This is a genomic window from Pseudomonas sp. Mb7 (genome assembly GCF_054790525.1).
On record NZ_CP186501.1, the window covers coordinates 4,286,854 to 4,310,060 of the forward strand.

At 59.3% G+C, this 23,207-nt stretch carries 22 protein-coding genes; 12 read left to right on the forward strand and 10 right to left on the reverse strand.

Annotation, left to right across the window (positions count from 1 at the left end; genetic code table 11):
* The first annotated feature begins 8 nt into the window (after positions 1–8).
* The 3 genes from ACOYXH_RS19275 (at position 9) to ACOYXH_RS19285 (ending at position 5,487) form a co-directional block, all read left to right on the forward strand.
* Entirely contained in the window at positions 9–1,109 is a 1,101-nt protein-coding gene (locus ACOYXH_RS19275) for a DUF1513 domain-containing protein (protein WP_095048271.1), read from the forward strand.
* 180 nt (positions 1,110–1,289) lie between these two features.
* Positions 1,290–2,438: an efflux RND transporter periplasmic adaptor subunit gene (locus tag ACOYXH_RS19280; RefSeq protein ID WP_095048272.1), complete on the forward strand. Its 1,149-nt coding sequence runs from the start codon at positions 1,290–1,292 to the stop codon at positions 2,436–2,438.
* A gap of 13 nt (positions 2,439–2,451) precedes the next feature.
* Positions 2,452–5,487 (forward strand): multidrug efflux RND transporter permease subunit, encoded by a 3,036-nt coding sequence (locus ACOYXH_RS19285; protein ID WP_258708747.1) that lies wholly within the window; start codon positions 2,452–2,454, stop codon positions 5,485–5,487.
* A 166-nt stretch (positions 5,488–5,653) separates the two neighbouring features.
* Here ACOYXH_RS19285 and ACOYXH_RS19290 read toward each other — a convergent pair whose 3' ends face one another.
* The 5 genes from ACOYXH_RS19290 to colR form a co-directional block, all read right to left on the reverse strand.
* Positions 5,654–5,881, reverse strand: coding sequence for a hypothetical protein (locus tag ACOYXH_RS19290; protein ID WP_034153490.1), 228 nt, complete (start codon positions 5,879–5,881; stop codon positions 5,654–5,656).
* A gap of 2 nt (positions 5,882–5,883) precedes the next feature.
* Positions 5,884–6,600: a lipopolysaccharide kinase InaA family protein gene (locus ACOYXH_RS19295; protein WP_095048274.1), complete on the reverse strand. Its 717-nt coding sequence runs from the start codon at positions 6,598–6,600 to the stop codon at positions 5,884–5,886.
* A 4-nt stretch (positions 6,601–6,604) separates the two neighbouring features.
* Positions 6,605–7,273: a class I SAM-dependent methyltransferase gene (locus ACOYXH_RS19300; RefSeq protein WP_095048275.1), complete on the reverse strand. Its 669-nt coding sequence runs from the start codon at positions 7,271–7,273 to the stop codon at positions 6,605–6,607.
* A gap of 161 nt (positions 7,274–7,434) precedes the next feature.
* Positions 7,435–8,709 (reverse strand): sensor histidine kinase, encoded by a 1,275-nt coding sequence (locus ACOYXH_RS19305; protein ID WP_095048276.1) that lies wholly within the window; start codon positions 8,707–8,709, stop codon positions 7,435–7,437.
* The gene (gene colR / locus ACOYXH_RS19310) at positions 8,709–9,380 is read right to left on the reverse strand and encodes a two-component system response regulator ColR (protein WP_095048277.1); all 672 of its coding nucleotides are present in this window, start codon (positions 9,378–9,380) and stop codon (positions 8,709–8,711) included. Before colR ends, ACOYXH_RS19305 begins: the two co-directional genes overlap by 1 nt.
* Before the next feature lie 220 nt (positions 9,381–9,600).
* Between colR and ACOYXH_RS19315 the strand changes: the two genes are divergently transcribed.
* Positions 9,601–10,344, forward strand: a complete 744-nt coding sequence (locus ACOYXH_RS19315) for a phosphatase PAP2 family protein (RefSeq protein ID WP_095048278.1) — start codon at positions 9,601–9,603, stop codon at positions 10,342–10,344.
* Between the two features lie 198 nt (positions 10,345–10,542).
* Here ACOYXH_RS19315 and groL read toward each other — a convergent pair whose 3' ends face one another.
* From groL to ACOYXH_RS19335, 4 genes are all read right to left on the reverse strand, one after another.
* Positions 10,543–12,189 carry a chaperonin GroEL gene (gene groL, locus ACOYXH_RS19320; protein ID WP_095048279.1) on the reverse strand — a complete coding sequence of 549 codons (1,647 nt, stop codon included), beginning with the start codon at positions 12,187–12,189 and terminating at the stop codon, positions 10,543–10,545.
* A 50-nt stretch (positions 12,190–12,239) separates the two neighbouring features.
* A complete protein-coding gene (locus tag ACOYXH_RS19325; RefSeq protein ID WP_007916610.1) occupies positions 12,240–12,533 on the reverse strand; it encodes a co-chaperone GroES in 294 nt (97 codons plus the stop codon).
* A gap of 260 nt (positions 12,534–12,793) precedes the next feature.
* Positions 12,794–13,270 (reverse strand): FxsA family protein, encoded by a 477-nt coding sequence (locus ACOYXH_RS19330; protein ID WP_095048280.1) that lies wholly within the window; start codon positions 13,268–13,270, stop codon positions 12,794–12,796.
* Positions 13,271–13,335: 65 nt separating this feature from the next.
* Entirely contained in the window at positions 13,336–14,067 is a 732-nt protein-coding gene (locus ACOYXH_RS19335; protein WP_320413414.1) for a HugZ family pyridoxamine 5'-phosphate oxidase, read from the reverse strand.
* 165 nt (positions 14,068–14,232) lie between these two features.
* On the opposite strand from ACOYXH_RS19335, the gene ACOYXH_RS19340 reads away from it, so the two are divergent.
* On the forward strand, positions 14,233–14,991 hold the full coding sequence (locus ACOYXH_RS19340) for an SDR family oxidoreductase (RefSeq protein WP_150794589.1): 759 nt from the start codon (positions 14,233–14,235) through the stop codon (positions 14,989–14,991).
* 131 nt (positions 14,992–15,122) lie between these two features.
* On the opposite strand, the gene apbC is transcribed toward ACOYXH_RS19340, so the two are convergent.
* Positions 15,123–16,217, reverse strand: a complete 1,095-nt coding sequence (apbC, locus tag ACOYXH_RS19345; protein WP_095048283.1) for an iron-sulfur cluster carrier protein ApbC — start codon at positions 16,215–16,217, stop codon at positions 15,123–15,125.
* 225 nt (positions 16,218–16,442) lie between these two features.
* Between apbC and metG the strand changes: the two genes are divergently transcribed.
* From metG to nth, 7 genes are all read left to right on the forward strand, one after another.
* Entirely contained in the window at positions 16,443–18,494 is a 2,052-nt protein-coding gene (gene metG / locus ACOYXH_RS19350) for a methionine--tRNA ligase (protein ID WP_095048392.1), read from the forward strand.
* Between the two features lie 131 nt (positions 18,495–18,625).
* Positions 18,626–19,195, forward strand: coding sequence for an electron transport complex protein RnfA (locus tag ACOYXH_RS19355; RefSeq protein WP_095048284.1), 570 nt, complete (start codon positions 18,626–18,628; stop codon positions 19,193–19,195).
* Complete coding sequence (gene rsxB / locus ACOYXH_RS19360; RefSeq protein ID WP_460409886.1) at positions 19,192–20,400, forward strand: electron transport complex subunit RsxB; 1,209 nt, start codon at positions 19,192–19,194, stop codon at positions 20,398–20,400. Before ACOYXH_RS19355 ends, rsxB begins: the two co-directional genes overlap by 4 nt.
* Positions 20,387–21,370, forward strand: a complete 984-nt coding sequence (locus tag ACOYXH_RS19365) for an RnfABCDGE type electron transport complex subunit D (RefSeq protein WP_095048286.1) — start codon at positions 20,387–20,389, stop codon at positions 21,368–21,370. Before rsxB ends, ACOYXH_RS19365 begins: the two co-directional genes overlap by 14 nt.
* Complete coding sequence (locus ACOYXH_RS19370; RefSeq protein ID WP_095125870.1) at positions 21,367–21,972, forward strand: RnfABCDGE type electron transport complex subunit G; 606 nt, start codon at positions 21,367–21,369, stop codon at positions 21,970–21,972. The genes ACOYXH_RS19365 and ACOYXH_RS19370 overlap by 4 nt, the downstream gene beginning before the upstream one ends.
* Positions 21,969–22,550, forward strand: coding sequence for an Rnf-Nqr domain containing protein (locus ACOYXH_RS19375; RefSeq protein WP_460409887.1), 582 nt, complete (start codon positions 21,969–21,971; stop codon positions 22,548–22,550). The genes ACOYXH_RS19370 and ACOYXH_RS19375 overlap by 4 nt, the downstream gene beginning before the upstream one ends.
* Positions 22,547–23,185 (forward strand): endonuclease III, encoded by a 639-nt coding sequence (nth, locus tag ACOYXH_RS19380; protein ID WP_038369071.1) that lies wholly within the window; start codon positions 22,547–22,549, stop codon positions 23,183–23,185. The genes ACOYXH_RS19375 and nth overlap by 4 nt, the downstream gene beginning before the upstream one ends.
* Positions 23,186–23,207 lie beyond the last annotated feature (22 nt).

Genomic DNA, 23,207 nt, shown 5'->3' on the forward strand with positions numbered 1-23,207 from the left:
CAAGTGCCATGCTGCGACGTCAGGTTCTGACTTTAGGTAGTGCACTGCTGGGAGCAGTGACGCTGGGCGGCTGGACGCTGTTCAAACGCAAGGATCAGAGCCCGCTGTTGCTGTCGGCGCGCGACGACACCGACGGCAAGCACTACGCCGTCGGCTATCGGCTGGATGGCACGCGGGTGTTCGCCACCGAAGTCGGCCAACGCTGCCACGACATCATCAACCATCCGACGCAGCCGATTGCACTGTTCGTCGCACGTCGCCCGGGCACCGAGAGTTACCTGATCGACCTGCGCGACGGTAAGTTGCTGCAGACGGTGACCTCGCAGCCGAACCGGCACTTCTACGGCCACGCCGTGGTGCACAAGGACGGCGAATACCTGTACGCCACCGAGAACGACACCACCGATCCTGGCCGTGGTTTGCTCGGTGTGTACAAGTTCGAAGGCGAACGGCTGGTGCACACCGGCGAAATTTCCACCCACGGCCTCGGCCCGCATCAGGTGTCGTGGATGCCCGATGGCGAGACGCTGGTGGTGGCCAATGGCGGGATTCGTACCGAGGCAGAAAGCCGCGTCGACATGAACCTCAACGCCATGGAGCCAAGTCTGGTGCTGATGCAGCGCGATGGCACCCTGCTGAGCAAGGAAACCCTCGCCCAGCAGATGAACAGCGTGCGCCATCTGGGCATCGCCAGCGATGGCACCATCGTCGCCGGTCAGCAGTTCATGGGCGCCTCGCATGAGCGTTCGGAGTTGCTGGCGATCAAGCGTCCGGGGCAGCCGTTCGTGGCGTTCCCGGTGCCGGAGCATCAGTTGCAGTCGATGGGGCATTACACCGCCAGTGTTGCGGTGCACAGCGACTTGCGCCTGGTTGCGCTGACGGCGCCGCGTGGCAACCGCTTCTTTATCTGGGATCTGGACAGTGGCGAGGTGCGCCTCGACGCGCCGTTGCCCGATTGCGCGGGTGTGGGTGCGGTGAAGGACGGTTTTGTCGTGACCTCCGGGCAAGGACGTTGCCGTTACTACGATTGCCGTCAGGATGAGCTGCTGGCCAAGCCACTGGAATTACCGGCGGGGCTCTGGGACAACCATCTGCACTTGATGGCGTAAAACTGCCTTAAAAGATCGCAGCCTGCGGCAGCTCCTGCATTGGAATGCACTCCTCTGCAGGAACTGCCGCAGGCTGCGATCTTTTTGCGCCCCCCTGTAAGAACTGCCAGTTGGAATCCCCCCTGTACTCGGAGTAATGTGCCCGCCTGTCTCACCTGATTTATCCAAGGAACTGGAAATATGCTGCGTCGCCGCATGCTGATCATGTTGGGTGTTGTTTTGTTGATCGTCCTGGTGCTGGGCGGATACAAAGCCTTTTCGATCTACACAATGATCCAGGGCTTTTCCAAGCCGAAACCGCCGATCAGCGTTGCCGTGGCCAATGCCACCGAACAGCCGTGGCAGATGCGTCTGCCGACCGTCGGCACGCTCAAGGCGCTGCAAGGTGTCGAGCTGAGCCTGGAAGTCGCCGGCACCGTCACCGAACTCAAATTCGAGTCCGGACAGAAGGTCAAGGCCGGGCAACCCTTGCTGCAACTCGACAGTGGCGTCGAAACCGCCCTGCTGGAAACCGCCAAGGCTGATCTCGGTCTGGCGCAACTGGACTTCGGCCGTGGCGCGCAACTGGTCGACAGCCGCGCAATCTCCAAAGGCGAGTACGACCGGCTCTCCGCTGTACTGCAGAAAAATAAAGCCACGGTCAATCAGCTCAACGCTTCGCTGGCGAAAAAACGCATCCTCGCACCGTTCAGCGGCACCATCGGCATCCGTCAGGTCGACGTCGGCGACTACCTCGCCAGCGGCACCAAAATCGCCACGCTGCAGGACTTGAGCAGCCTCTACGCCGACTTCTACCTGCCCGAACAATCGGTGCCGAAACTGGCCATCGGTCAGCCGGTGCAGATTGCAGTCGCCGCCTATCCCAAGCAAAACTTCGCCGGCAAGATCAGCGCGATCAACCCGATCGTCGAAAGCACTACGCGCAACATTCTGGTTCGCGCCACGCTGGCCAACCCCGACGGCAAATTGCTGCCGGGCATGTTCGCCAGCCTCGAGGTGTTGTTGCCGGATCCGCAGAAACACATCGTCGTGCCGGAGAGCGCGATCACCTACACCCTCTACGGCAACTCGATCTACGTGGTCGGGCAAAAGAAAGCCGAAGACGGCAGTCTCGAAAAGGACGACAAGGGCCAACCGGTGCTGATCGCCGAACGCCGCTTCATCGAAACCGGTGAACGCCGCGATGGCCTGGTGATGATCAACAAGGGCGTGCAGAGCGGCGAACAAGTGGTAACGGCTGGCCAGATCAAACTGGACAACGGCGCCCACATTGCCATCAGCGACGACAAGACCCTCGGCGAGCAGAACAGTCCGCCGCGCGCCGACTGATCAAGGAAATCCCATGGCTTTTACTGATCCGTTCATCCGCCGCCCGGTGCTCGCCACCGTGGTCAGCCTGTTGATTGTGCTGCTGGGCTTTCAGGCCTGGAGCAAGTTGCCGCTGCGCCAATACCCGCAAATGGAAAACGCCCTGATCACGGTGACCACCGCTTACCCCGGGGCCAACGCCGAAACCATTCAGGGCTACATCACCCAACCTATGCAGCAGAGCCTCGCCAGCGCCGAGGGCATCGACTACATGACTTCGGTCAGCCGGCAGAACTTCTCGGTGATCTCGATCTACGCGCGCATCGGCTCCAACACCGACCGTTTGTTCACCGAACTGCTGGCCAAAGCCAACGAGGTGAAAAACAAGCTGCCACAGGACGCCGAAGACCCGGTGCTGAGCAAGGAGTCCGCCGACGCCTCGGCGCTGATGTACATCAGCTTCTTCAGCAAGGATTTGAGCAACCCGCAAATCACCGACTACCTGTCACGGGTGATCCAGCCAAAACTGGCGACCTTGCCGGGCATGGCCGAGGCGGAGATTCTCGGCAATCAGGTGTTCGCCATGCGCCTGTGGCTCGACCCGGTGAAACTCGCCGGTTTCGGCCTCAGCGCCAGCGATGTGACCAACGCCGTGCGCCAGTACAACTTCCTCTCCGCTGCTGGCGAAGTGAAAGGCGAGTACGTGGTCACCAGCATCAACGCCAACACCGAACTGAAATCCGCTGAAGCCTTCGCGGCGATTCCGCTCAAGGTCAGTGGCGACAGCCGCGTGTTGCTGAGTGATGTCGCGCGGGTGGAAATGGGCGCGGAAAACTACGACTCGATCAGCTCGTTTGGCGGCACGCCGTCGGTGTACATCGGCATCAAGGCCACCCCGGGCGCCAACCCGCTGGATGTGATCAAGGAAGTGCGCAAGCTGATGCCGGAGCTGGAAGCGCAACTGCCGCCGAACCTGAAAAGCGAGATCGCCTACGACGCCACACTGTTTATCCAGGCCTCGATCGATGAAGTGGTAAAAACCCTGTTCGAGGCGGTGCTGATCGTCATCGTCGTGGTGTTCCTGTTCCTCGGCGCATTGCGCTCGGTAGTAATCCCGGTGGTGACCATTCCGCTGTCGATGATCGGCGTGATGTTCTTCATGCAGATGATGGGCTACTCGATGAATCTGCTGACGCTGCTGGCGATGGTGCTGGCCATCGGTCTGGTGGTGGACGATGCGATTGTCGTGGTGGAAAACATTCACCGGCATATCGAGGAAGGCAAGACGCCATTTGATGCGGCGCTGGAAGGCGCACGGGAAATCGCCATGCCGGTGGTGTCGATGACCATCACCTTGGCGGCGGTGTATGCGCCGATCGGTTTCCTCACCGGGCTGACCGGAGCGTTGTTCAAGGAGTTTGCGCTGACCCTGGCCGGCGCCGTGGTGATCTCCGGGATCGTCGCCCTGACCCTGTCGCCGATGATGTGCGCGTTTTTGCTACGCCACGAGGAAAATCCCAGCGGCCTCGCGCACCGCCTCGACCGCATTTTTGACGGCCTCAAGCGCCGCTATCAGAGCATGCTCCACGGCACGCTGAACACGCGTCCGGTGGTGCTGGTGTTCGCAGTGATCGTGTTGTGCCTGATCCCGGTGTTCCTCAAGTTCACCAAATCGGAACTGGCCCCGGACGAAGATCAGGGCATCATTTTCATGATGGCCACTGCGCCGCAGCCAACCAACCTCGATTACCTGAGTACCTACACCGACGAGTTCATCAAAATCTTCAAGGAATTCCCGGAGTACTACTCCTCGTTCCAGATCAACGGCTACAACGGCGTGCAGGCCGGCATCGGCGGTTTCCTGCTCAAACCATGGAACGAGCGCAGTCGCACGCAGATGCAAATCCTCCCCGAGGTACAAGGCAAACTGGAAGGCATTCCTGGCTTGCAGATCTTTGGTTTCAACCTGCCCTCCCTGCCCGGCACCGGTGAAGGCCTGCCGTTTGAGTTCGTGGTCAACACCGCCAACGACTATGAACTACTGCTGCAAGTGGCAGACCGGATCAAGAAACGTGCAATGGAGTCGGGCAAGTTCGCCTTCGTCGATCTCGATCTGGCGTTCGACAAACCCGAGGTGGTGGTCGATATTGACCGCGCCAAAGCAGCGCAGATGGGCGTGTCGATGCAGGATCTCGGCGGCACGCTGGCGACGCTGTTGGGCGAGGCGGAAATCAACCGTTTCACCATTGATGGGCGCAGCTACAAGGTCATTGCCCAGGTCGAGCGCCCCTATCGTGATAATCCGGACTGGCTGAACAACTACTACGTGAAAAACACTCAGGGCGAGTTATTGCCGCTGTCGACGCTGATCAAGGTCAGCGACCGCGCTCGACCGCGCCAGCTCAATCAGTTCCAGCAACTTAACGCCGCGAAGATCTCCGGTTTCCCGTTGGTGAGCATGGGTGAAGCTATCGACACCGTGTTGCAGATTGCCCGCGAAGAAGCACCGGCCGGGTTTGCTTTCGACTACGGCGGCGCATCGCGACAGTTCGTGCAGGAAGGCAGTGCCCTGTGGGTAACCTTCGCGCTGGCGCTGGCGATTATCTTTCTGGTGCTGGCGGCGCAGTTCGAAAGCTTCCGCGATCCGCTGGTGATCCTGGTGACGGTGCCGTTGTCGATCTGTGGGGCGTTGATTCCGCTGTTCCTCGGCTGGTCGAGCATGAACATCTATACCCAGGTCGGGTTGGTGACGCTGATCGGGCTGATCAGTAAACACGGCATCCTGATCGTCGAGTTCGCCAACCAGTTGCGCAAGGACAAGGGCCTGACGGCGCGCGAAGCCGTTGAGGAAGCGGCGGCGATTCGCTTGCGGCCGGTGTTGATGACCACGGCGGCGATGGTGTTTGGTATGGTGCCGCTGATTCTGGCCACGGGCGCCGGTGCGGTGAGCCGTTTTGATATCGGCATGGTGATTGCCACGGGGATGTCGATTGGCACGTTGTTTACGCTGTTCGTCTTGCCGTGCGTTTACACCCTGCTGGCGAAACCCGATCCCAAACAAACCGCGTAACCCCTGTAGGAGTGAGCCTGCTCGCGATAGCGGTGTGTCATTTAAATCATTTTTAACTGACAAATCGCTATCGCGAGCAGGCTCACTCCTACAAGGGATCTGTGTTGCTCCGGGCATAAAAAAAGGCCTCGCATCTGCGAGGCCTTTTATGTGGGCTTCAATCGTTTCAACTCTGCGGCCTCATCCCTTGAGAAAGTCCGAACATGAACAACAACAGATCATGATCGGGTTTGGTCGCCACGGAGGCTTTCGCCACCCGTGGGACTGCGCAGTGGGCGTCGTCTACGGACGCGCCCACCACCTGCATGCGGGGCTGCTCCCAGGCAGCCACCGCCAATGACGCAACTGCCAAGGCTCCAACTAAAAACAAACCTCGTGCAATTTCTAGTTTCATCGCTATAAACCTTTGATAGCGCTGCCAAACGCCGTCTCATAAAAGTAGACGAGTTTTTTCCAGTCCGCGTCGCGGAACGACGAATGGCGGCGCAATTGCTTCATGTCGTGGGAAGCGGCGCGATAGGCGGTCAGACGCTGGCGGCATTTCTCCAGATCAATCAAAGCGACCTCGACCTTGGCCGAGTCGCCTTCGCCCGTCACACGCACAAACACGTGTTTGATGTAGATGCAGCTGTGCTGCCAACGGCCCTTGTGCATGCGCGCCAGGTTTTCGGCGAGGTCCTTGAGCACACGCTCATACACCACATCGCCGCACTGATCGCGACCGCCGGCAGCCGCCAGCCAATGTTCCAGTTCCTGGAAACCGTCCAGGGACTTGGTGACCAGCAGTGCACGCCATTTGTGCTGCGGATCAGGCTGAGCGCCGCAGAAAACGATTTGCGGCACGCGCACACCGAGCTTGCTCACGCCGGTCAGCGCATCAAGTTCACGCAAAACAGTAGGACGGCCAAAAGGGTGCAACCAACTGCGATAAATATGACCGGTCTGGCGCTTGGCATACAGCAGTTGACCATCGCGCCCCACGACCCTTTGCACGCCACTTTCCCCACCACGTCGAACGTTGGGTTCTTCCACCCACTCGCCGCGCTGGTTCCAGTAAAAGTCAAAGCGATCTTGCGGAGCGACGTCCGTTTCTGCTGCAAATTGCACTGCCATCCTGTTACCTCTTGCGTAATACGTAAACCCGCCACATGGCGTAGAGCGGAATAAAGTCCAGTTGTTCCTGAATCCGAAAACCTGCTTCCTCGAACTCCTTTTCCACCGTAGCGGCCGGTAACACAAAGCGATTCTGATACTCGCGTTTGTCACGGTTGCGCTCGGCTCGCTGGCGTTTCCAGGCTTTGAAATTGCCATCAACCCACAGCGAAACGATCACACTGTCCCGGGTAACGCGCTCGAATTCGCTCAGAATTGCCCGGCGATGCTCGGCTTCACCGATGTGGTGGAGCAAACGCATGCAGAAAATGCTGTCGACGGCGTTGTCAGGCAAGGCAATGTCGAAGGCAGATGTGTGCAAGGGTTGTACCCGTTTCACTACATCCGCCGGTTGCGACTCCATGGCCGTCTTGATCATCGACTCGGAATTGTCCGCGCCGATAATCACCCGGTTGGCCTTTTCGCCCAACAACGGCCAGAAACGCCCGGCACCGCAAGGCAAATCCAGCACCAGTCCCGGCTCACCCACCAACGCCAGCGCCTTGCGGGCTAGCTGTTCGTCACGCCAATGGGAGAGACGACGTCCAAGGCTTTCTTTGTGCTTGCGCAGGTATTTCTGCGCGTGTTGATCGTCGTACTTCTCGGAAAAATCGAGTTTGATCGGACCGGCCATCACCTGGACTCCTGAATTGCTGATGTCACCACCTTAAGGAGCGGCATGTCAGCGTCAGGTCATCCATTTGTGAAAAAAATGTCCGGTAAATAGACAAATTATTACAGCGTTATACAGGATTTAGACAGGAAGGAGGGAGTAGCATCGAGCCACTCCGTGCGTCAGATTTTGCCCAGATCCACCTCGAAGCGGCAGCCATTGGGTTCCATCGTGCTCAAGCTGACGGTCCAGCCCTGGTTCTCGCAGATCCGCTGAACCAGCGACAATCCCAACCCCAAGCCTTCGCCGCGCTTTTCGCTGCCACGCACGAAAGGCTCGAACATGGCTTCACGCTTTTCTTCCGGAATGCCGACACCGGAGTCTTCCACCACGAAGCCGTTGGCCGTGAGTGTCAGGCGAATGAAGCCTTTCTCGGTGTAATGCAGCGCGTTACGCAACAGGTTACCCATCACGGCATTCAACAGGGTCGCGTTGTAACGAGCGTCCGTCGGATTGCCAGGTTCGAAGACCAGATTCAGGCCTTTGCTCTCGATCGGCCCGCGCCACAGACACAATAAGTTTTCGGCCACCTGCGAGAGGTTCTGCTGCAGAGCCATCCCCGCATCTTCGTGCTGGGCGCGCGCCAGCATGAGGAAGGTCTGCACCAGCTCGCGCATTTCCTCACTGGCGCGGGCAATTCGCTCGACTTGCGAGCGGCCGCGCTGGTCGATCCCCGGGTTCTCCAACAGCAGTTCGCAGGAACTGGCCAATACCATCAACGGCGTGCGCAATTCATGGCTGACGTCGCTGGTGAACAACCTTTCACGCGTCAGCGCCTGACGAAGGCGTCCCAGCGTGGCATCGAACGCCACCGCCAGTTCACCCACCTCGTCTGCCGCATAATCCGGTGCCAGCGGCGGCGCCAGACCGAGCAACTGATCGCGATGGCGCACCTGCCGGGCCAGTCGCACCACCGGCGCCATTACCTTGCGCGCCAGCACCCACCCGAGGAATACCGCCAGGGCCAGACTGAGCACGAAGCCGACCAGCACCACGGCAAACAGCACGCGCTCGCGCTCTTCGAAATCACTTTGATCCTGCAGCAGCACATAACGCCGACCGTCGACGACCTCGACCATCGCGTGATACGACAGCTGCTCGCGGAACACTTCATGGAAACCCGAATCGAGGTGACGCAGGTCCTTGGGCAGCTCAAAATCGCCCGGCCCGCCACTGAAATAGAACAACTGGTCGGGTTCCGGGCGATGGCTCCAGTCCGAAACGTTGTCCATCAGCAGAAGCCGTTGCAGATCGCCGCCCAGCCCCGCCGAAATCAATTTTTCTTCCACCAGGTGCACGGTCGCGACGATGCCCATCGCGAAGGCGCCGGCCACAAGTGCGCTCATCAAGGCAAAAGCAATGATGATCCGCTGGGAAAGACTTTGCCTGAACTCCATTACACGTCGGCCAGCCGGTAACCCACCCCGTGCACAGTGTGCAGCAGTGGTTTGGCAAAAGGTTTATCAATGACTTGTCGCAGTTGGTGAACGTGGCTGCGCAGGCTGTCGCTGTCCGGGCAATCATCGCCCCACAACGCTTCTTCGAGAATTTCCCGACGCAGTACGTGTGGGCTCTTCTGCATCAACACGGCCAGAAGCTTGAGGCCTACCGGGTTGAGCTTGAGCAGTTTGCCATCGCGGGTCACTTCCAGCGTGTCGAGGTCGTAACTCAGATCTGCGACTTTCAGGGCCCGGCGGCCACCACCCTGAGCACGTCGCATCACCGCTTCGACCCGCGCCGCGAGTTCAGACAAGGCAAATGGCTTGATGAGGTAATCGTCAGCCCCGGACTTGAAGCCTTGCAAACGATCGTCCAGTTGATCGCGAGCGGTGAGCATGATCACCGGCGTGTCCCGGCGGGCATCCTCACGCAGGCGTTTGCACAGGGTGTAGCCATCGATGCCGGGCAACATGATGTCGAGCACGATCAGGTCGTAATGCTCGGTGGCGGCCAGGTGCAGGCCCGACAGACCGTCCTGGGCGCAATCGACGGTATAGCCTTTGAGGCCCAGATAATCGGCCAGATTGGCCAGGATGTCGCGGTTGTCTTCGACCAATAGAATTCGCATGGGCACCTCCTCCGTACGGGGTAACGGCCGTCTTGGCCCGCGCAGCTTACGGCCAAGTGTGGCTCAGAGCTAGGCGTGCGTCGGGTTGTTTAACGAGAAAAAGCTCATTGTGCATGCCAACGTTTTTTTCACTTTCGGTTAACAAATCGGCGACGCGCACGCGCGCAGACTCCGCGCGGTTGCGCTCTTCAGACCCTATTTACGACCAAGGAATTGCCCCATGGTGTCGACTTCTGCCCGCCCCGTTTCCAGGCCACTGAATTTTTGGTTATGCCTGGGAATACCCACCGTCGCGGCGATCATTCTGGTGCTGCTTGAATTGACTGATCTGGACATGGATCTGGCCCGACTGTTCTATGACCCGGTCGCAGGTGACTTTATCGGGCGACACAGTTTTTTCCTTGAAGACATCCTCCATGATCGCGCCAAGCAGGTGGTCATTGCGTTCTCGGTGTTTGCCATCCTCGGCTTCATCAGCTCGTTCTTCGTCGGCAGACTGAAACCGTTCAAGCGCGAACTGGGCTGTCTGGTGCTGTCGCTGGGCCTGGCGACCTCGTTCGTTACCCCGGTCAAAGCCGTGACGGCGGTGCAGTGCCCATGGAGCCTGGAGCAATTCGGCGGCCATGAAACCTACAGCAAACTGATGGAACATCGTCCACAAACGGACAAACCCGGCCGTTGCTGGCCCGGTGGTCATGCGGCGACGGGGTTCACCTTGTTTGCGCTGTTCTTTGTCCTGCGTGATCGCCGTCCGCGTCTGGCCCGTCAGGCGTTTATCTTTGCCTTCGCGCTGGGTTCGGTGTTTTCGATCAGCCGGATGATGCAGGGTGCGCACTTCTTTTCGCACAACGTGTGGACGGCGATTTTCTGCTGGCTGATTTGTCTGGGGTCGTATTACTGGGTGCTGTATCGCCCGGCGGTGAAAACCGCGGCCGTGGTCGAGGCGCAACCGGTCAGCGCCTGATCTGACGCCATCGCTGGCAAGCCAGCTCCCACAGGGTTGGTGCCGAGCACACATTTTGTGAACGCTCGAATCACTGTGGGAGCTGGCTTGCCAGCGATGAACGATTACTCGGACTTGCGCCAACACTAAATCAAAGGCAATAAAAAAACCCCGCTGGCTTGCGCCAGCGGGGTTTTGCGTTACAGGGGTAAGGCTGGCTTACATCATGCCGCCCATGCCACCCATGCCGCCCATGTCAGGCATGCCGCCGCCTGCAGCGCCGTCTTTCTTCGGCGCGTCAGCTACAGCTGCTTCGGTGGTCAGGATCAGACCGCCGATCGACGATGCCGCTTGCAGAGCGGAACGAGTCACCTTGGTTGGGTCCAGGATGCCCATTTCGATCATGTCGCCGTATTCGCCAGTCGCAGCGTTGTAACCGAAGTTACCTTTGCCGTTCTTGACTTCGTTGACGACAACGCTTGGCTCGTCGCCGCTGTTGGCAGCGATCTGACGCAGCGGTGCTTCAACAGCGCGACGCAGCACAGCGATACCCACGTCCTGATCAGCGTTGTCGCCTTTCAGGTCAACCAGGGTTTGCAGAGCGCGGATCAGCGCAACGCCACCGCCAGGTACCACGCCTTCTTCAACGGCTGCACGGGTTGCGTGCAGGGCGTCTTCAACGCGGGCTTTCTTCTCTTTCATTTCAACTTCGGAACCAGCGCCAACCTTGATCACTGCAACGCCGCCGGACAGCTTGGCCAGACGCTCTTGCAGTTTTTCACGGTCGTAGTCCGAGGAAGTTTCACCAACCTGAGCACGAATCTGAGCGATACGCGCCTGGATGTCGGAATCTGCACCGGCACCGTCAACGATGATGGTGTTTTCCTTGGAAATGGTCACACGCTTGGCGCTGCCCAGGTTTTCCAGGGTAGCTGCTTCCAGGCTCAGGCCGATCTCTTCGGAGATAACGGTACCGCCGGTCAGAACAGCGATGTCCTGCAGCATGGCCTTACGACGGTCGCCGAAGCCTGGCGCCTTGACGGCTGCGACTTTAACGATGCCACGCATGTTGTTTACAACCAGAGTCGCCAGGGCTTCGCCTTCAACGTCTTCGGAAACGATCAGCAGTGGACGGCCGGCTTTGGCAACGGCTTCCAGCACTGGCAGCATTTCACGGATGTTCGAGATCTTTTTGTCGACCAGCAGGATCAGCGGGCTGTCCAGCTCGGCAACCATGGTCTCTGGCTTGTTGACGAAGTACGGGGACAGGTAGCCACGGTCGAACTGCATGCCTTCAACAACCGACAGTTCGTTTTCCAGGCCAGTGCCTTCTTCAACGGTGATCACGCCTTCTTTACCGACTTTTTCCATGGCTTCGGCAATGATGTCGCCGATGGAGTTGTCGGAGTTGGCGGAGATGGTGCCTACCTGAGCGATGGCCTTGGTGTCAGCGCATGGCTTGGACAGGTTCTTCAGCTCTTTGACGATAGCGATGGTCGCTTTGTCGATACCGCGCTTCAGGTCCATCGGGTTCATGCCGGCAGCGACGGCTTTCAGGCCTTCGTTGACGATCGACTGAGCCAGAACGGTAGCGGTGGTAGTACCGTCACCAGCGTCATCGTTGGCACGGGAGGCAACGTCTTTGACCAGCTGCGCGCCCATGTTTTCGAAGCGATCTTCGAGTTCGATTTCTTTGGCGACGGAAACGCCGTCCTTGGTGATGGTCGGAGCGCCGAAGCTCTTCTCGATGATCACGTTACGGCCTTTCGGGCCCAGGGTCGCTTTTACAGCGTCAGCCAGGACGTTGACGCCCTTGAGCATTTTTTTACGGGCGGAATCGCCAAACAGAACTTCTTTAGCAGCCATGATCGATATTCCTTAAATACTTTGTAGTAGCGGGAAAATGAACGGGGTTATCAGCCTTCGATAACAGCGAGGATTTCGTTCTCGCTCATTACCAGCAGGTCTTCGCCGTCGACTTTCACTGTGTTGCTGCCGGAGTAAGGACCGAACACAACCTTGTCGCCTTCTTTCACGGACAGTGCGCGCACTTCGCCGTTTTCCAGAGCTTTGCCCGGGCCTACAGCGAGAATCACACCGTGGTTGGCTTTTTCAGCAGCCGAACCTGGCAGGACGATACCGCCAGCGGTTTTCTTTTCTTCTTCGCTGCGACGGATTACGACGCGGTCATGCAGAGGACGAAGCTTCATTGTCGATCTCTCCTAATTGTGGTTTTCATCGGCCGGTGTAGTCCCGGCGGGTTTAACAAATCCGGCCTGCGCCGGTTGCGATTCGTCAAGCGAACCGCGGAAGTCTGTCCGGTTCAAATACCGGAAACCTTTCGGTGACCGATACATAAGGGCGCATAAGCTTATTACAAGGGCGAGGCGAAAAAATTTTCACCTATGTGCTGCACAAAAGCAGCCCATAAACGGACACGGCACCCGAAGGTGCCGTGTCGATGCAGATGTTACTTGGAGTCCCGGTGTTCGAACTCGCCTTCGATCACGTCACCCTCGCGGCCCAGAGGCTGGCGCGGTGCAGGACCGCCACGGGGTTGCAGGTCGTCGGCGAACGCACGCTGGCGCATGGCCTGTTCTTCGGCGCGCTGGCGCATTTTGTTCGCCAGCAGGCGACGGGTGAATGGCAGCAACATCACCAGACCGACCACGTCACTGATGAAGCCCGGCAGGATCAACAGGCCACCGGCCAATGCCAGCATCAAACCTTCCAGCATGGTTTGCGCAGGCAGTTCGCCGCGGTTCAGGCTTTCACGGGCACGCAATGCAGTGGCCAGACCGGCGACGCGCAGCACGAAAATGCCGAACATCGAGCCGAGAATGATCAGCAGCAGGGCCGGGAAAAACCCGATAGCCCCTGCCACTTTGACGAATACGAACAGCTCCAGCACCGGAAACAGCAGAAAGAGCAACAGAAAAGGGCGCATCAAAGTTTCCTCAACGCAAGAAATGCCTTGCAGTAAGCCTTAGATGACGTCGCCCTTTCGTGAATTCAAGCACCAGCCACCTCATTTTTTGGCCAGACCTCGGCGTGAGCCAGAGAAACCAAGGCTTCGCGCACTTGTGTCGGCGTATTACAAGGTGCCGGGAACGGCAGCCAGTACAACGCCTGACCGATGCGCAGGTGCATGCCCTCGGTGTCGATCCCGGCCAGTTGCGCCGGCACGGTTTTCGGCAGACCGGCCAGGTCGACGTAGTGCGCGATGGCTTTGGTGTGGTCACTGTTCATGTGCTCGACCATGCTGATTTCAGCCTTGCCAGCGAACGGGTTGGCCAGGGTCAGTTGGTCGACCCAGTGAATCGCGCCGAAGCCGCCGATGTAGCGGTGACGTACCGGGTTCAGCACCCAGAAGTCAAAATCATGGGCCTTGTGATAGTTCTGCGAATCGGGGAAATAACGGTAGTAACGCTCGGCGGCGGCTTCGATCGCGGCAACGTCTTCGAGCTTTTGCGCCTCCGCCAGATAGGTCAGGCGACCAACGGCTTGCACATCATCTGCCTCACGCTCGCCGACGAGCAATGAGCACTTCGGGTCTTTTTGCAGGTTGTGGGTGTGCTGGGCGATGCGGCTGATCAGGATCAGCGGCCGACCCTGCTCGTCCAGGCAGTACGGCACCACGGAGCCAAAAGGAAAACCAGGCATCGATTTGGAGTGGGTCGACAGCACTCCACGGTATTCCTTGAGAAGCAATTCTCGGGCATTCTTCGCCACTTCAACGCTCAATTTATGACTCCTTAAATAGAATCCGTCGAAAAAACGGACAGGCGCCCGGGATCAAGTCCCAGTCACGCCAGCGGGCAATTCTCATGTGCAACCCTGCCACGGCCGGTGCAGATCGGGAGTCGCTGAAAACAAAAAACTACTCAGACCTGCTATCGGGGCATGCGAATGCAACTCAACGACAAAGTAATCATTATCACTGGCGGTTGCCAGGGTTTGGGCCGCTCGATGGCCGAGTATTTCGCCAGCAAAGGCGCGAAGCTCGCCCTCGTCGACCTCAATCAGGAAAAGCTCGACGACGCGGTCGCGGCTTGCAAGGCCAAGGGCGTCGAGGCGCGCAGCTATCTGTGCAACGTGGCCAATGAAGAGCAGGTCGAGCACATGGTCGCCCAGGTCGCCGCTGACTTTGGCGCGATCCACGGCCTGATCAATAACGCCGGGATCCTCCGTGATGGCCTGCTGCTCAAGGTCAAGGACGGCGAAATGACCAAGATGAGTCTGGCCCAATGGCAGGCCGTCATCGACGTCAACCTGACCGGCGTGTTCCTCTGCACTCGTGAAGTGGCGGCTAAAATGGTCGAGCTGAAGAACAGCGGCGCGATCATCAACATCTCGTCGATCTCGCGGGCGGGCAACGTTGGCCAGACCAATTATTCCGCGGCCAAGGCCGGTGTAGCGGCGGCGACGGTGACTTGGGCGAAAGAACTGGCGCGTTATGGCATTCGTGTAGCGGGGATTGCACCGGGTTTCATCGAAACCGAGATGACCCTGGGCATGAAACCGGAAGCGCTGGAGAAGATGACTTCGGGGATTCCGCTCAAGCGCATGGGCAAGCCGGAAGAGATTGCGCACTCGGCGGCGTATATCTTCGAAAACGACTATTACACCGGACGGATTCTGGAGATGGATGGCGGGTTGCGGATCTGACTGCCAACACAAAACAAATGTAGGAGTGAGCCTGCTCGCGATTGCGGTCATTCATTCAACAAATCTGTTGAATGTTATTCCGCTATCGCGAGCAGGCTCACTCCTACAGGGTTATCGGTGTTGCTGAGTAATCAATCGTCGCTGATGGTGATATTCGGCATCGCCGGCGTCGCCGCTTCCTGCAACACAATCCGCGCGCCGACATGGCGGGCCAGTTCCTGATAGACCATGGCAATCTGGCTGTCCGGCTCGGCAATCACCGTTGGCTTGCCGCCGTCGGCCTGCTCGCGGATCAGCATCGACAGCGGCAGTGAAGCCAGCAGTTCGACGCCGTACTGAGTCGCCAGCTTCTCACCACCGCCCTCACCGAACAGATGCTCGGCATGCCCGCAGTTCGAGCAGATGTGCACGGCCATGTTTTCCACCACGCCCAGCACCGGAATGTTGACCTTGCGGAACATTTCCACGCCTTTGCGCGCGTCGAGCAAGGCCAGATCCTGTGGTGTGGTGACGATTACCGCGCCAGCCACCGGGACTTTCTGCGCCAGGGTCAGTTGAATGTCGCCAGTGCCTGGCGGCATGTCGATCACCAGATAATCCAGATCGCCCCACGCGGTTTGCGTGACCAATTGCAGCAACGCCCCGGAAACCATCGGCCCACGCCAGACCATCGGCGTGTTGTCGTCGGTCAGGAACGCCATCGACATGACTTCCACACCGTGCGCCTTGAGCGGCACGAACCATTTCTGATCCTTGATTTCAGGGCGGGTGCGCTCGGGGATGCCGAACATGATGCCCTGGCTCGGGCCGTAGATATCGGCGTCGAGAATGCCGACCTTGGCGCCTTCACGGGCCAGGGCCAGAGCGAGGTTGGCGGCGGTGGTCGATTTGCCCACGCCGCCCTTGCCGGACGCCACGGCGACCACGTTCTTGACGTTGGCCAGCCCGGGAATCTGCGCCTGCGCCTTGTGCGCGGCGATCACGCTGTTCACTTCAACCTTGGCGATCACCACGCCGTCGAGGTTTTCGATGGCCAGTTGCAGCAGTTGCGCCCAGCCGCTCTTGAACAGACCGGCGGCGTAACCGATTTCCAGCTGCACGTTGACGCGATCACCGACGATCTCGATGTGCTTCACGCAACCGGCGCTGACCGGATCCTGGTTAAGGTAAGGGTCGGTGTATTGGCTGAGGACGGCTTCCACCGCTGCGCGAGTGACGGCGCTCATGGGCAACTCCGATAACAAGACTGGGAATAGATGGCGGGTATCGTACCTGAAAAAGATCGCAGCCTTCGGCAGCTCCTGCAGGAGATCGACGTACGTCTGCAGGAGCTGCCGCAGGCTGCGATTTTTTCCGTCTGCTCATCCAATGAAACAGGCGCACAGGGTGAAAAATATGCGCCAGCGCTTTATAGTGGCCGACCTCCGTTTCATCAAGTAGCGAAGCCCCACATGTCCGAACCACGCAAGATCCTCGTCACCAGCGCCCTGCCCTACGCCAACGGTTCGATTCACCTTGGCCATATGCTGGAATATATCCAGACCGATATGTGGGTGCGCTTCCAGAAGCATCGCGGCAACCAGTGCATTTATGTCTGCGCCGACGACGCCCACGGTTCGGCGATCATGCTGCGCGCGGAAAAGGAAGGCATCACCCCGGAACAACTGATCGCCAACGTACAGGCTGAACACAGCGCCGACTTTGCCGAGTTCCTGGTCGATTTCGACAACTTCCACTCCACTCACGCCGAAGAAAACCGTGAGCTGTCGAGCCAGATCTACATCAAGCTGCGTGACGCCGGGCACATTGCCCAACGCTCGATCACCCAGTATTTCGACCCGGAAAAGAAAATGTTCCTGGCCGACCGCTTCATCAAGGGCACCTGCCCGAAATGCGGCACTGAAGACCAGTACGGCGACAACTGCGAGAAATGCGGTGCAACCTACGCCCCGACCGATCTGAAGGATCCGAAGTCGGCGATCTCTGGCGCCACCCCGGTGCTCAAGGATTCCCAGCACTTCTTCTTCAAACTGCCAGACTTTCAGCAAATGCTGCAGGCCTGGACCCGCAGCGGCACACTGCAAGACGCCGTGGCCAACAAGATCGCCGAATGGCTGGACGCCGGCCTGCAGCAGTGGGACATCTCCCGCGATGCGCCGTACTTCGGTTTCGAGATCCCGGACGAGCCGGGCAAGTATTTCTACGTGTGGCTGGACGCGCCGATCGGCTACATGGCCAGCTTCAAGAACCTCTGCGACCGCACGCCGGAGCTGGACTTCGACGCGTTCTGGGGCAAGGACTCCACCGCCGAGCTGTACCATTTCATCGGCAAGGACATCGTCAACTTCCACGCGCTGTTCTGGCCAGCGATGCTCGAAGGCGCGGGCTACCGCAAGCCGACCGGCATCAACGTGCACGGCTACCTGACTGTCAACGGCCAGAAAATGTCCAAGTCGCGCGGCACCTTCATCAAGGCCCGGACGTATCTCGATCACCTGTCGCCGGAATACCTGCGCTACTACTACGCGGCCAAACTGGGCCGTGGCGTCGATGACCTCGACCTGAACCTCGAAGACTTCGTGCAGAAGGTCAACTCGGATCTGGTCGGCAAAGTGGTCAACATTGCCAGCCGATGCGCCGGTTTCATTCAAAAAGGCAACGCCGGTCTGCTGGTCGACCAAAACGCTGCGCCGGAGCTGACCGAGGCTTTCCTCGCCGCTGCGCCAAGCATTGCCGACGCCTATGAAGCCCGCGACTTCGCCCGCGCCATGCGTGAAACCATGGCCCTGGCCGACCGCGCCAACGCGTGGATCGCCGACAAGGCCCCGTGGTCGTTGAATAAACAGGAAGGCAAGCAGGATGAAGTCCAGGCGATCTGCGCCACCGGCATCAACCTGTTCCGCCAACTGGTGATCTTCCTCAAGCCGGTGTTGCCGTTGCTGGCCGCCGATGCCGAGGCGTTCCTCAACGTCGCCCCGCTGACCTGGAACGACCACACCACCCTGCTGGCCAACCACCAGTTGAACGAATTCAAACCGTTGATGACCCGCATCGACCCGGTGAAAGTACAAGCCATGTCCGACGCCTCGAAAGAAGACCTGACCGCCAGCCAGACCGACACCGGTGCAACCGCTCCGGCCGGCAACGGCGAACTGGCCAAGGATCCGCTGTCGCCGGAAATCGACTTCGACGCCTTTGCCGCGATCGACCTGCGCGTCGCACTGATCGTCAAAGCCGAACACGTCGAAGGTGCTGACAAGCTGCTGCGCCTGACCCTGGACATCGGTGACGAGCAACGCAACGTGTTCTCCGGGATCAAGAGCGCGTACCCGGATCCGTCGAAACTCGACGGGCGCCTGACCATGATGATCGCCAACCTCAAGCCACGGAAAATGAAGTTCGGTATCTCCGAAGGCATGGTGATGGCCGCCGGCCCTGGCGGTGAAGAAATCTACCTGCTGAGCCCGGACAGCGGCGCCAAGCCGGGTCAACGCATCAAGTAAGGCCCGGCAACAAATCGATCCCACCGGCGTGCCCCGCATGCCGGTGGGATTTTTCATATCTGGCCCACCCTACGTGGCTGCTGGATAATGCCTAACCTTATGAGATAGCCGCCCGTTTCTCTGGCAGAACCATGACCGAACTCGTGCTTACGCTTATCAGTGCTGCGCTGCTTAACAACTTCGTGTTGCACTGGCCCCTGGGCGTCGATCCGCTGCTGGCGGGCAGTCGTCGCCAGGTGCATGCGCTGGGACTGGCGACGTTGTGCCTGATGCTGGTTGCGGGCGTAACCGCTTACGTGATCTGGCATTGGCTACTGGTGCCGCTTCATCTTGAAGCCCTGCGGCTGTTCGTGTTTCTGCCATTGAGTGTGTTGCTGATCGCACCGCTGCTGAAACTGTTGTCCGGCGGCTTTCACGGTCTGCCTTTCGACGGGCTATGGCCATTGTTGCTGGGCAATGCCGGAGTGCTCGGGCTGGCACTGATCAACGCGCAAAACGATCAAGGCCTGCCGCAGGCAATAGCGCTAAGTCTTGGCGCCGGGCTGGGTTTCTGGCTGGTGCTGAGCCTCTTCAGCGATTTGCGCGAGCGCACGGCCGACAACGATATCCCCCTGCCCTTTCGTGGCCTGCCGATTGATCTGATCGGCGCCGGACTGATCGCAGTGATTTTTCTCGGATTCAGTGGACTGATCAAAACATGAGTCTGATTCAACGCATCGATGCCCTCCTGCCGCAGACCCAATGCGGCAAGTGCGGCCATCCCGGATGCAAACCGTACGCACAAGGCATCGCCGAGGGCGAGCCGATCAACAAGTGCCCGCCGGGCGGTGACGAAACCATCGCGGCGCTGGCTGAACTGTTGAAAGTGCCGGTGCTGGAGCTGGACATCAGTCGCGGCTCGGCACCGCCGCAAGTGGCGTTTATCCGTGAAGCCGAATGCATTGGCTGCACCAAGTGCATTCAGGCCTGCCCGATCGACGCGATCGTCGGCGCGGCGAAACTGATGCACACGGTCATCGTCGACGAGTGCACCGGTTGCGATCTGTGTGTCGCACCGTGCCCGGTGGATTGCATCGAAATGAATCCATTGTCGCCGGGCACGTTGCCGGTGGTGGGCGGCCTCGCCGTCAGTCTCGACGAGCAGCGCGCGCGCGCGGCCAAACGCGATCACGCGCGTCAACGCTTCGAGCGCCGAAACGAGCGCTTGCACCGCGAAGAACAACAGAAACAGGCTGAGCGTGAAGCGCGGGCGAAACGGGCGGTGCAGCCTGAAGTGACCGCGACCGATCCGGTGCAGGCAGCATTGCAACGCGTGCGTGCGCAGAAAGCCGCCACCGTTGACGCGGCGCTGAAGAAAGCCAAAATTGATGTAGCGATGAGCCGCGCGCAATTGCACAAGTCGTTGAAAGCCTTCGGTCATCCGCCGACGTTCGAGCAGCAGGCACAATTGATCGTGTTGCAGCAGCAGTTCGACGCGGCCGAGCAGGCCTTGGCGAAACTTGAAAGCAGCGCCCCGCCTGCCCCGGCAGTCACGGCCCCGGCGAAAGATGCCGACTTGAAACGGGCAAAAATCCAGTTGGCAATGCGTCGTGCCGAACTGAAAAAAGCCCAAACCGCCGAAGCGGCGCCCGAACAGATCGCCGCGCTGGAACAAGCACTACGCGATGCCGAACAGGCCCTGCACGCCGCCGAAGCTACAAGCGATCAGCCGTTGCCTGACCTGGTGCGCGTCGAAAAACGCCCGGTCGACAGCCAGCTTCGCCAGTTGAAAACCGAATTGGCCTACGCCCGCGCCGACCTCAACAAACTCGAACGGCGCGCCGACACGCCCACCGAAATCCTCGCCAAGGCCCGCGCCCGCCTGCAAGACGCCGAGCGCCAGGTGCAAGATCATGTTGCCCCTTGAGGCACCGGACAATCGCCTGCAACAGGCAATGAAGCTGGTATTGCTGGCCGCTTTGCCGGGGCTGCTCGGACTGTTCTGGCTGTACGGTTGGGGGGTGTTGATCAATCTGATTCTGGCGGCCACCACAGCACTGATTGTCGAAGCAGCGGTCCTGCACCTGCGTCGACAGCCCCTGCAGCCAGCGCTGAGCGACGGCAGCGCGCTGGTCAGCGCGACATTGCTGGCTGCTGCCCTGCCACCTTATTGCCCCTGGTGGCTGACGGTAACGGCCATGGCTGCGGGTCTGCTGTTCGGCAAGCACGTGTACGGCGGCGTCGGCAAAAACCCGTTCAATCCGGCAATGCTCGGGTTTGCCCTGGCCATGGTGATGTTCCCGCAACCAATGACCCATTGGCCGGCTCATGGCCTGGATCTGACGGCAACGTTTCAACAAGTGTTCGGCGCAGGTCAGGCGCCGGATGCTTGGGTCCAGGCCACCGTACTGGACAGCCTGCGCATCAATAAAAGCCTGACCATGGACGAGTTGTTCACCAGCAATCCAGCCTTCGGTCGATGGGGCGGACACGGTGTGGAATGGGTGAATCTGGCGTTCCTCGCCGGCGGGCTATTTCTGCTGCAGCGCCGCGTTTTCAGTTGGCATGCGCCAGTGGGCATGCTCGCCAGCCTGTTTGTCATCAGTCTGCTGTGCTGGAACGGTTCCGGCTCGGACTCGCATGGGTCACCGCTGTTTCACCTACTCAGTGGCGCGACCATGCTGGGGGCGTTCTTTATCATCACTGAACCGGTCTCTGGCGCTAAAAGCGCGCTTGCCCGTCTGCTGTTCGGAGGCAGTGTCGGGCTGCTGACTTACGTGATTCGAACCTGGGGTGGATACCCGGATGGCGTGGCGTTCGCAGTGCTGCTGATGAATCTTTGCGTGCCTGCGCTGGAGCGATTTGCCGCGAGCCGTCAGTCAGAGGTGCGCCCATGAATCGCACGGCCAGCGCGTCTATTGTGCTGCTGTTGGCGGTCATCGGCGTCGCTGCGACTTATGTTTTATACCGTAGTTCTGCAGCGCAAATTGCCAGCGGGCAGCACTGGATCGAAAGCCGCAAACTGCTGGATTTGCTTCCACTCGATGCCTACGACAATCAACCGCTCGAGCAGCCTTTGGCCTTGGCAGACTTGAACTTGAGCCATAGCACCTTAACGGGTGGCTATCGCGCGACCAAACGCGGCCAGACCGTTGCGATCTTGCTGCACAGTCAAACCCAGGGTTATGCGGGCGCCATCGAACTGTTGATCGCCATCGATACCAACGGCAAATTGCTCGGTGTAAAAACCCTTAAACAAAGGGAAACGCCAGGACTCGGCGGGCATCTGGGTGACTGGCCGAATACCTGGCTACAGTCGTTTATCGGCACATCGAGCAAGGAGCCGACTGATGCGGGATGGGCGCTGCAAAAGGATCAGGGACAATTTGATCAAATAGCTGGCGCGACCATCACCTCGCGCGCAGCCATCAGCGCGATCCATGATGCCCTGCGCTACTTCGATGAACATCGGGCCGCGCTGCTGGGGAGCGGAAGATGAACCGATCAGCAGTCCTCTCGAACACTTTGATGCTGACATTGCTGCTTGGCACCAGTGACTCACTGGCAGGTGGTGTGGGGACATTATTGATGTTCGTTACTGTCGCAAGCTTGTATGGCCTGTGCATGGCTGCCTTGCGACCACGACTCACAGAAAAAAGCGTGTTGCTCGCCAGCGTGTTGCTCGCCGCGACCCTCACCAGTTGCGCAGATCTTTTGGCGCAACGCTGGTTTCTGCCCTGGCAGCAAACCTTCGGCCTCTATGTCGGCCTGATCGCCTTGCAATGCGTGGTGCTGGAGCACAACGGTTTCTGGCGACAGTCGTGGATCGAGCGGCTCAAACTCTGCGGCATGTTCGGCGGATTGCTGCTCGGGCTCGCCGGGCTGCGTGAACTCGTCGGTCACGGCAGTCTCGGCCGGGGACTGTTCGAACACTGGCCAGGTCTTGTTGTATTTGGCGAAGGGCTGCACCTGATCACGTTGATCCCCGGTGCTTTTATTTTGTTGGCGCTGCTGCTGGCGGCGCGTCAGGCGATAGTTCGCCCGAACTCGATATCCAAGGAAACACATCGCTCATGAATGCAGCAAAACGCCTGGAGATTTTCCGCCGCCTGCACGAAGACAACCCGGAACCGAAGACCGAACTGGCCTACTCCTCGCCGTTCGAGTTGTTGATCGCGGTGATTCTTTCTGCGCAATCGACAGACGTCGGCGTCAACAAGGCCACGGCAAAGCTGTTCCCGGTTGCCAACACGCCAGCGGCGATCCACGCTTTGGGCGTCGAGGGGCTATCCGAATACATCAAGACGATCGGCCTCTACAACAGCAAGGCCAAGAACGTCATCGAGACCTGCCGCTTGCTGGTCGAACGCCATGGCAGCGAAGTCCCGCAAACCCGTGAAGAGCTCGAAGCCCTACCGGGAGTGGGCCGCAAGACCGCCAACGTCGTACTCAACACGGCTTTCCGCCAACTGACCATGGCCGTCGACACTCATATCTTTCGGGTCAGCAACCGCACCGGCATTGCACCGGGTAAAAATGTGGTCGAAGTGGAAAAGAAGCTGATGAAGTTTGTACCCAAAGAATTCCTTCTCGACTCTCATCACTGGCTGATACTTCATGGCCGTTATGTGTGTCTGGCCCGCAAGCCACGCTGCGGCAGTTGCCGGATCGAAGACCTGTGCGAGTACAAGGAGAAAACTTCGGACGATTGACCGGCTATTGGAATAATTGATA

Coding starts and splice junctions, on each gene's coding strand:
- ACOYXH_RS19275 (WP_095048271.1), top strand. CDS start 9: ATGCTGCGACGTCAGGTTCTGACTTTAGGTAGTGCACTGCTGGGAGCA.
- ACOYXH_RS19280 (WP_095048272.1), top strand. CDS start 1,290: ATGCTGCGTCGCCGCATGCTGATCATGTTGGGTGTTGTTTTGTTGATC.
- ACOYXH_RS19285 (WP_258708747.1), top strand. CDS start 2,452: ATGGCTTTTACTGATCCGTTCATCCGCCGCCCGGTGCTCGCCACCGTG.
- ACOYXH_RS19290 (WP_034153490.1), bottom strand. CDS start 5,881: ATGAAACTAGAAATTGCACGAGGTTTGTTTTTAGTTGGAGCCTTGGCA.
- ACOYXH_RS19295 (WP_095048274.1), bottom strand. CDS start 6,600: ATGGCAGTGCAATTTGCAGCAGAAACGGACGTCGCTCCGCAAGATCGC.
- ACOYXH_RS19300 (WP_095048275.1), bottom strand. CDS start 7,273: ATGGCCGGTCCGATCAAACTCGATTTTTCCGAGAAGTACGACGATCAA.
- ACOYXH_RS19305 (WP_095048276.1), bottom strand. CDS start 8,709: ATGGAGTTCAGGCAAAGTCTTTCCCAGCGGATCATCATTGCTTTTGCC.
- colR (WP_095048277.1), bottom strand. CDS start 9,380: ATGCGAATTCTATTGGTCGAAGACAACCGCGACATCCTGGCCAATCTG.
- ACOYXH_RS19315 (WP_095048278.1), top strand. CDS start 9,601: ATGGTGTCGACTTCTGCCCGCCCCGTTTCCAGGCCACTGAATTTTTGG.
- groL (WP_095048279.1), bottom strand. CDS start 12,189: ATGGCTGCTAAAGAAGTTCTGTTTGGCGATTCCGCCCGTAAAAAAATG.
- ACOYXH_RS19325 (WP_007916610.1), bottom strand. CDS start 12,533: ATGAAGCTTCGTCCTCTGCATGACCGCGTCGTAATCCGTCGCAGCGAA.
- ACOYXH_RS19330 (WP_095048280.1), bottom strand. CDS start 13,270: ATGCGCCCTTTTCTGTTGCTCTTTCTGCTGTTTCCGGTGCTGGAGCTG.
- ACOYXH_RS19340 (WP_150794589.1), top strand. CDS start 14,233: ATGCAACTCAACGACAAAGTAATCATTATCACTGGCGGTTGCCAGGGT.
- apbC (WP_095048283.1), bottom strand. CDS start 16,217: ATGAGCGCCGTCACTCGCGCAGCGGTGGAAGCCGTCCTCAGCCAATAC.
- metG (WP_095048392.1), top strand. CDS start 16,443: ATGTCCGAACCACGCAAGATCCTCGTCACCAGCGCCCTGCCCTACGCC.
- ACOYXH_RS19355 (WP_095048284.1), top strand. CDS start 18,626: ATGACCGAACTCGTGCTTACGCTTATCAGTGCTGCGCTGCTTAACAAC.
- rsxB (WP_460409886.1), top strand. CDS start 19,192: ATGAGTCTGATTCAACGCATCGATGCCCTCCTGCCGCAGACCCAATGC.
- ACOYXH_RS19365 (WP_095048286.1), top strand. CDS start 20,387: ATGTTGCCCCTTGAGGCACCGGACAATCGCCTGCAACAGGCAATGAAG.
- ACOYXH_RS19370 (WP_095125870.1), top strand. CDS start 21,367: ATGAATCGCACGGCCAGCGCGTCTATTGTGCTGCTGTTGGCGGTCATC.
- ACOYXH_RS19375 (WP_460409887.1), top strand. CDS start 21,969: ATGAACCGATCAGCAGTCCTCTCGAACACTTTGATGCTGACATTGCTG.
- nth (WP_038369071.1), top strand. CDS start 22,547: ATGAATGCAGCAAAACGCCTGGAGATTTTCCGCCGCCTGCACGAAGAC.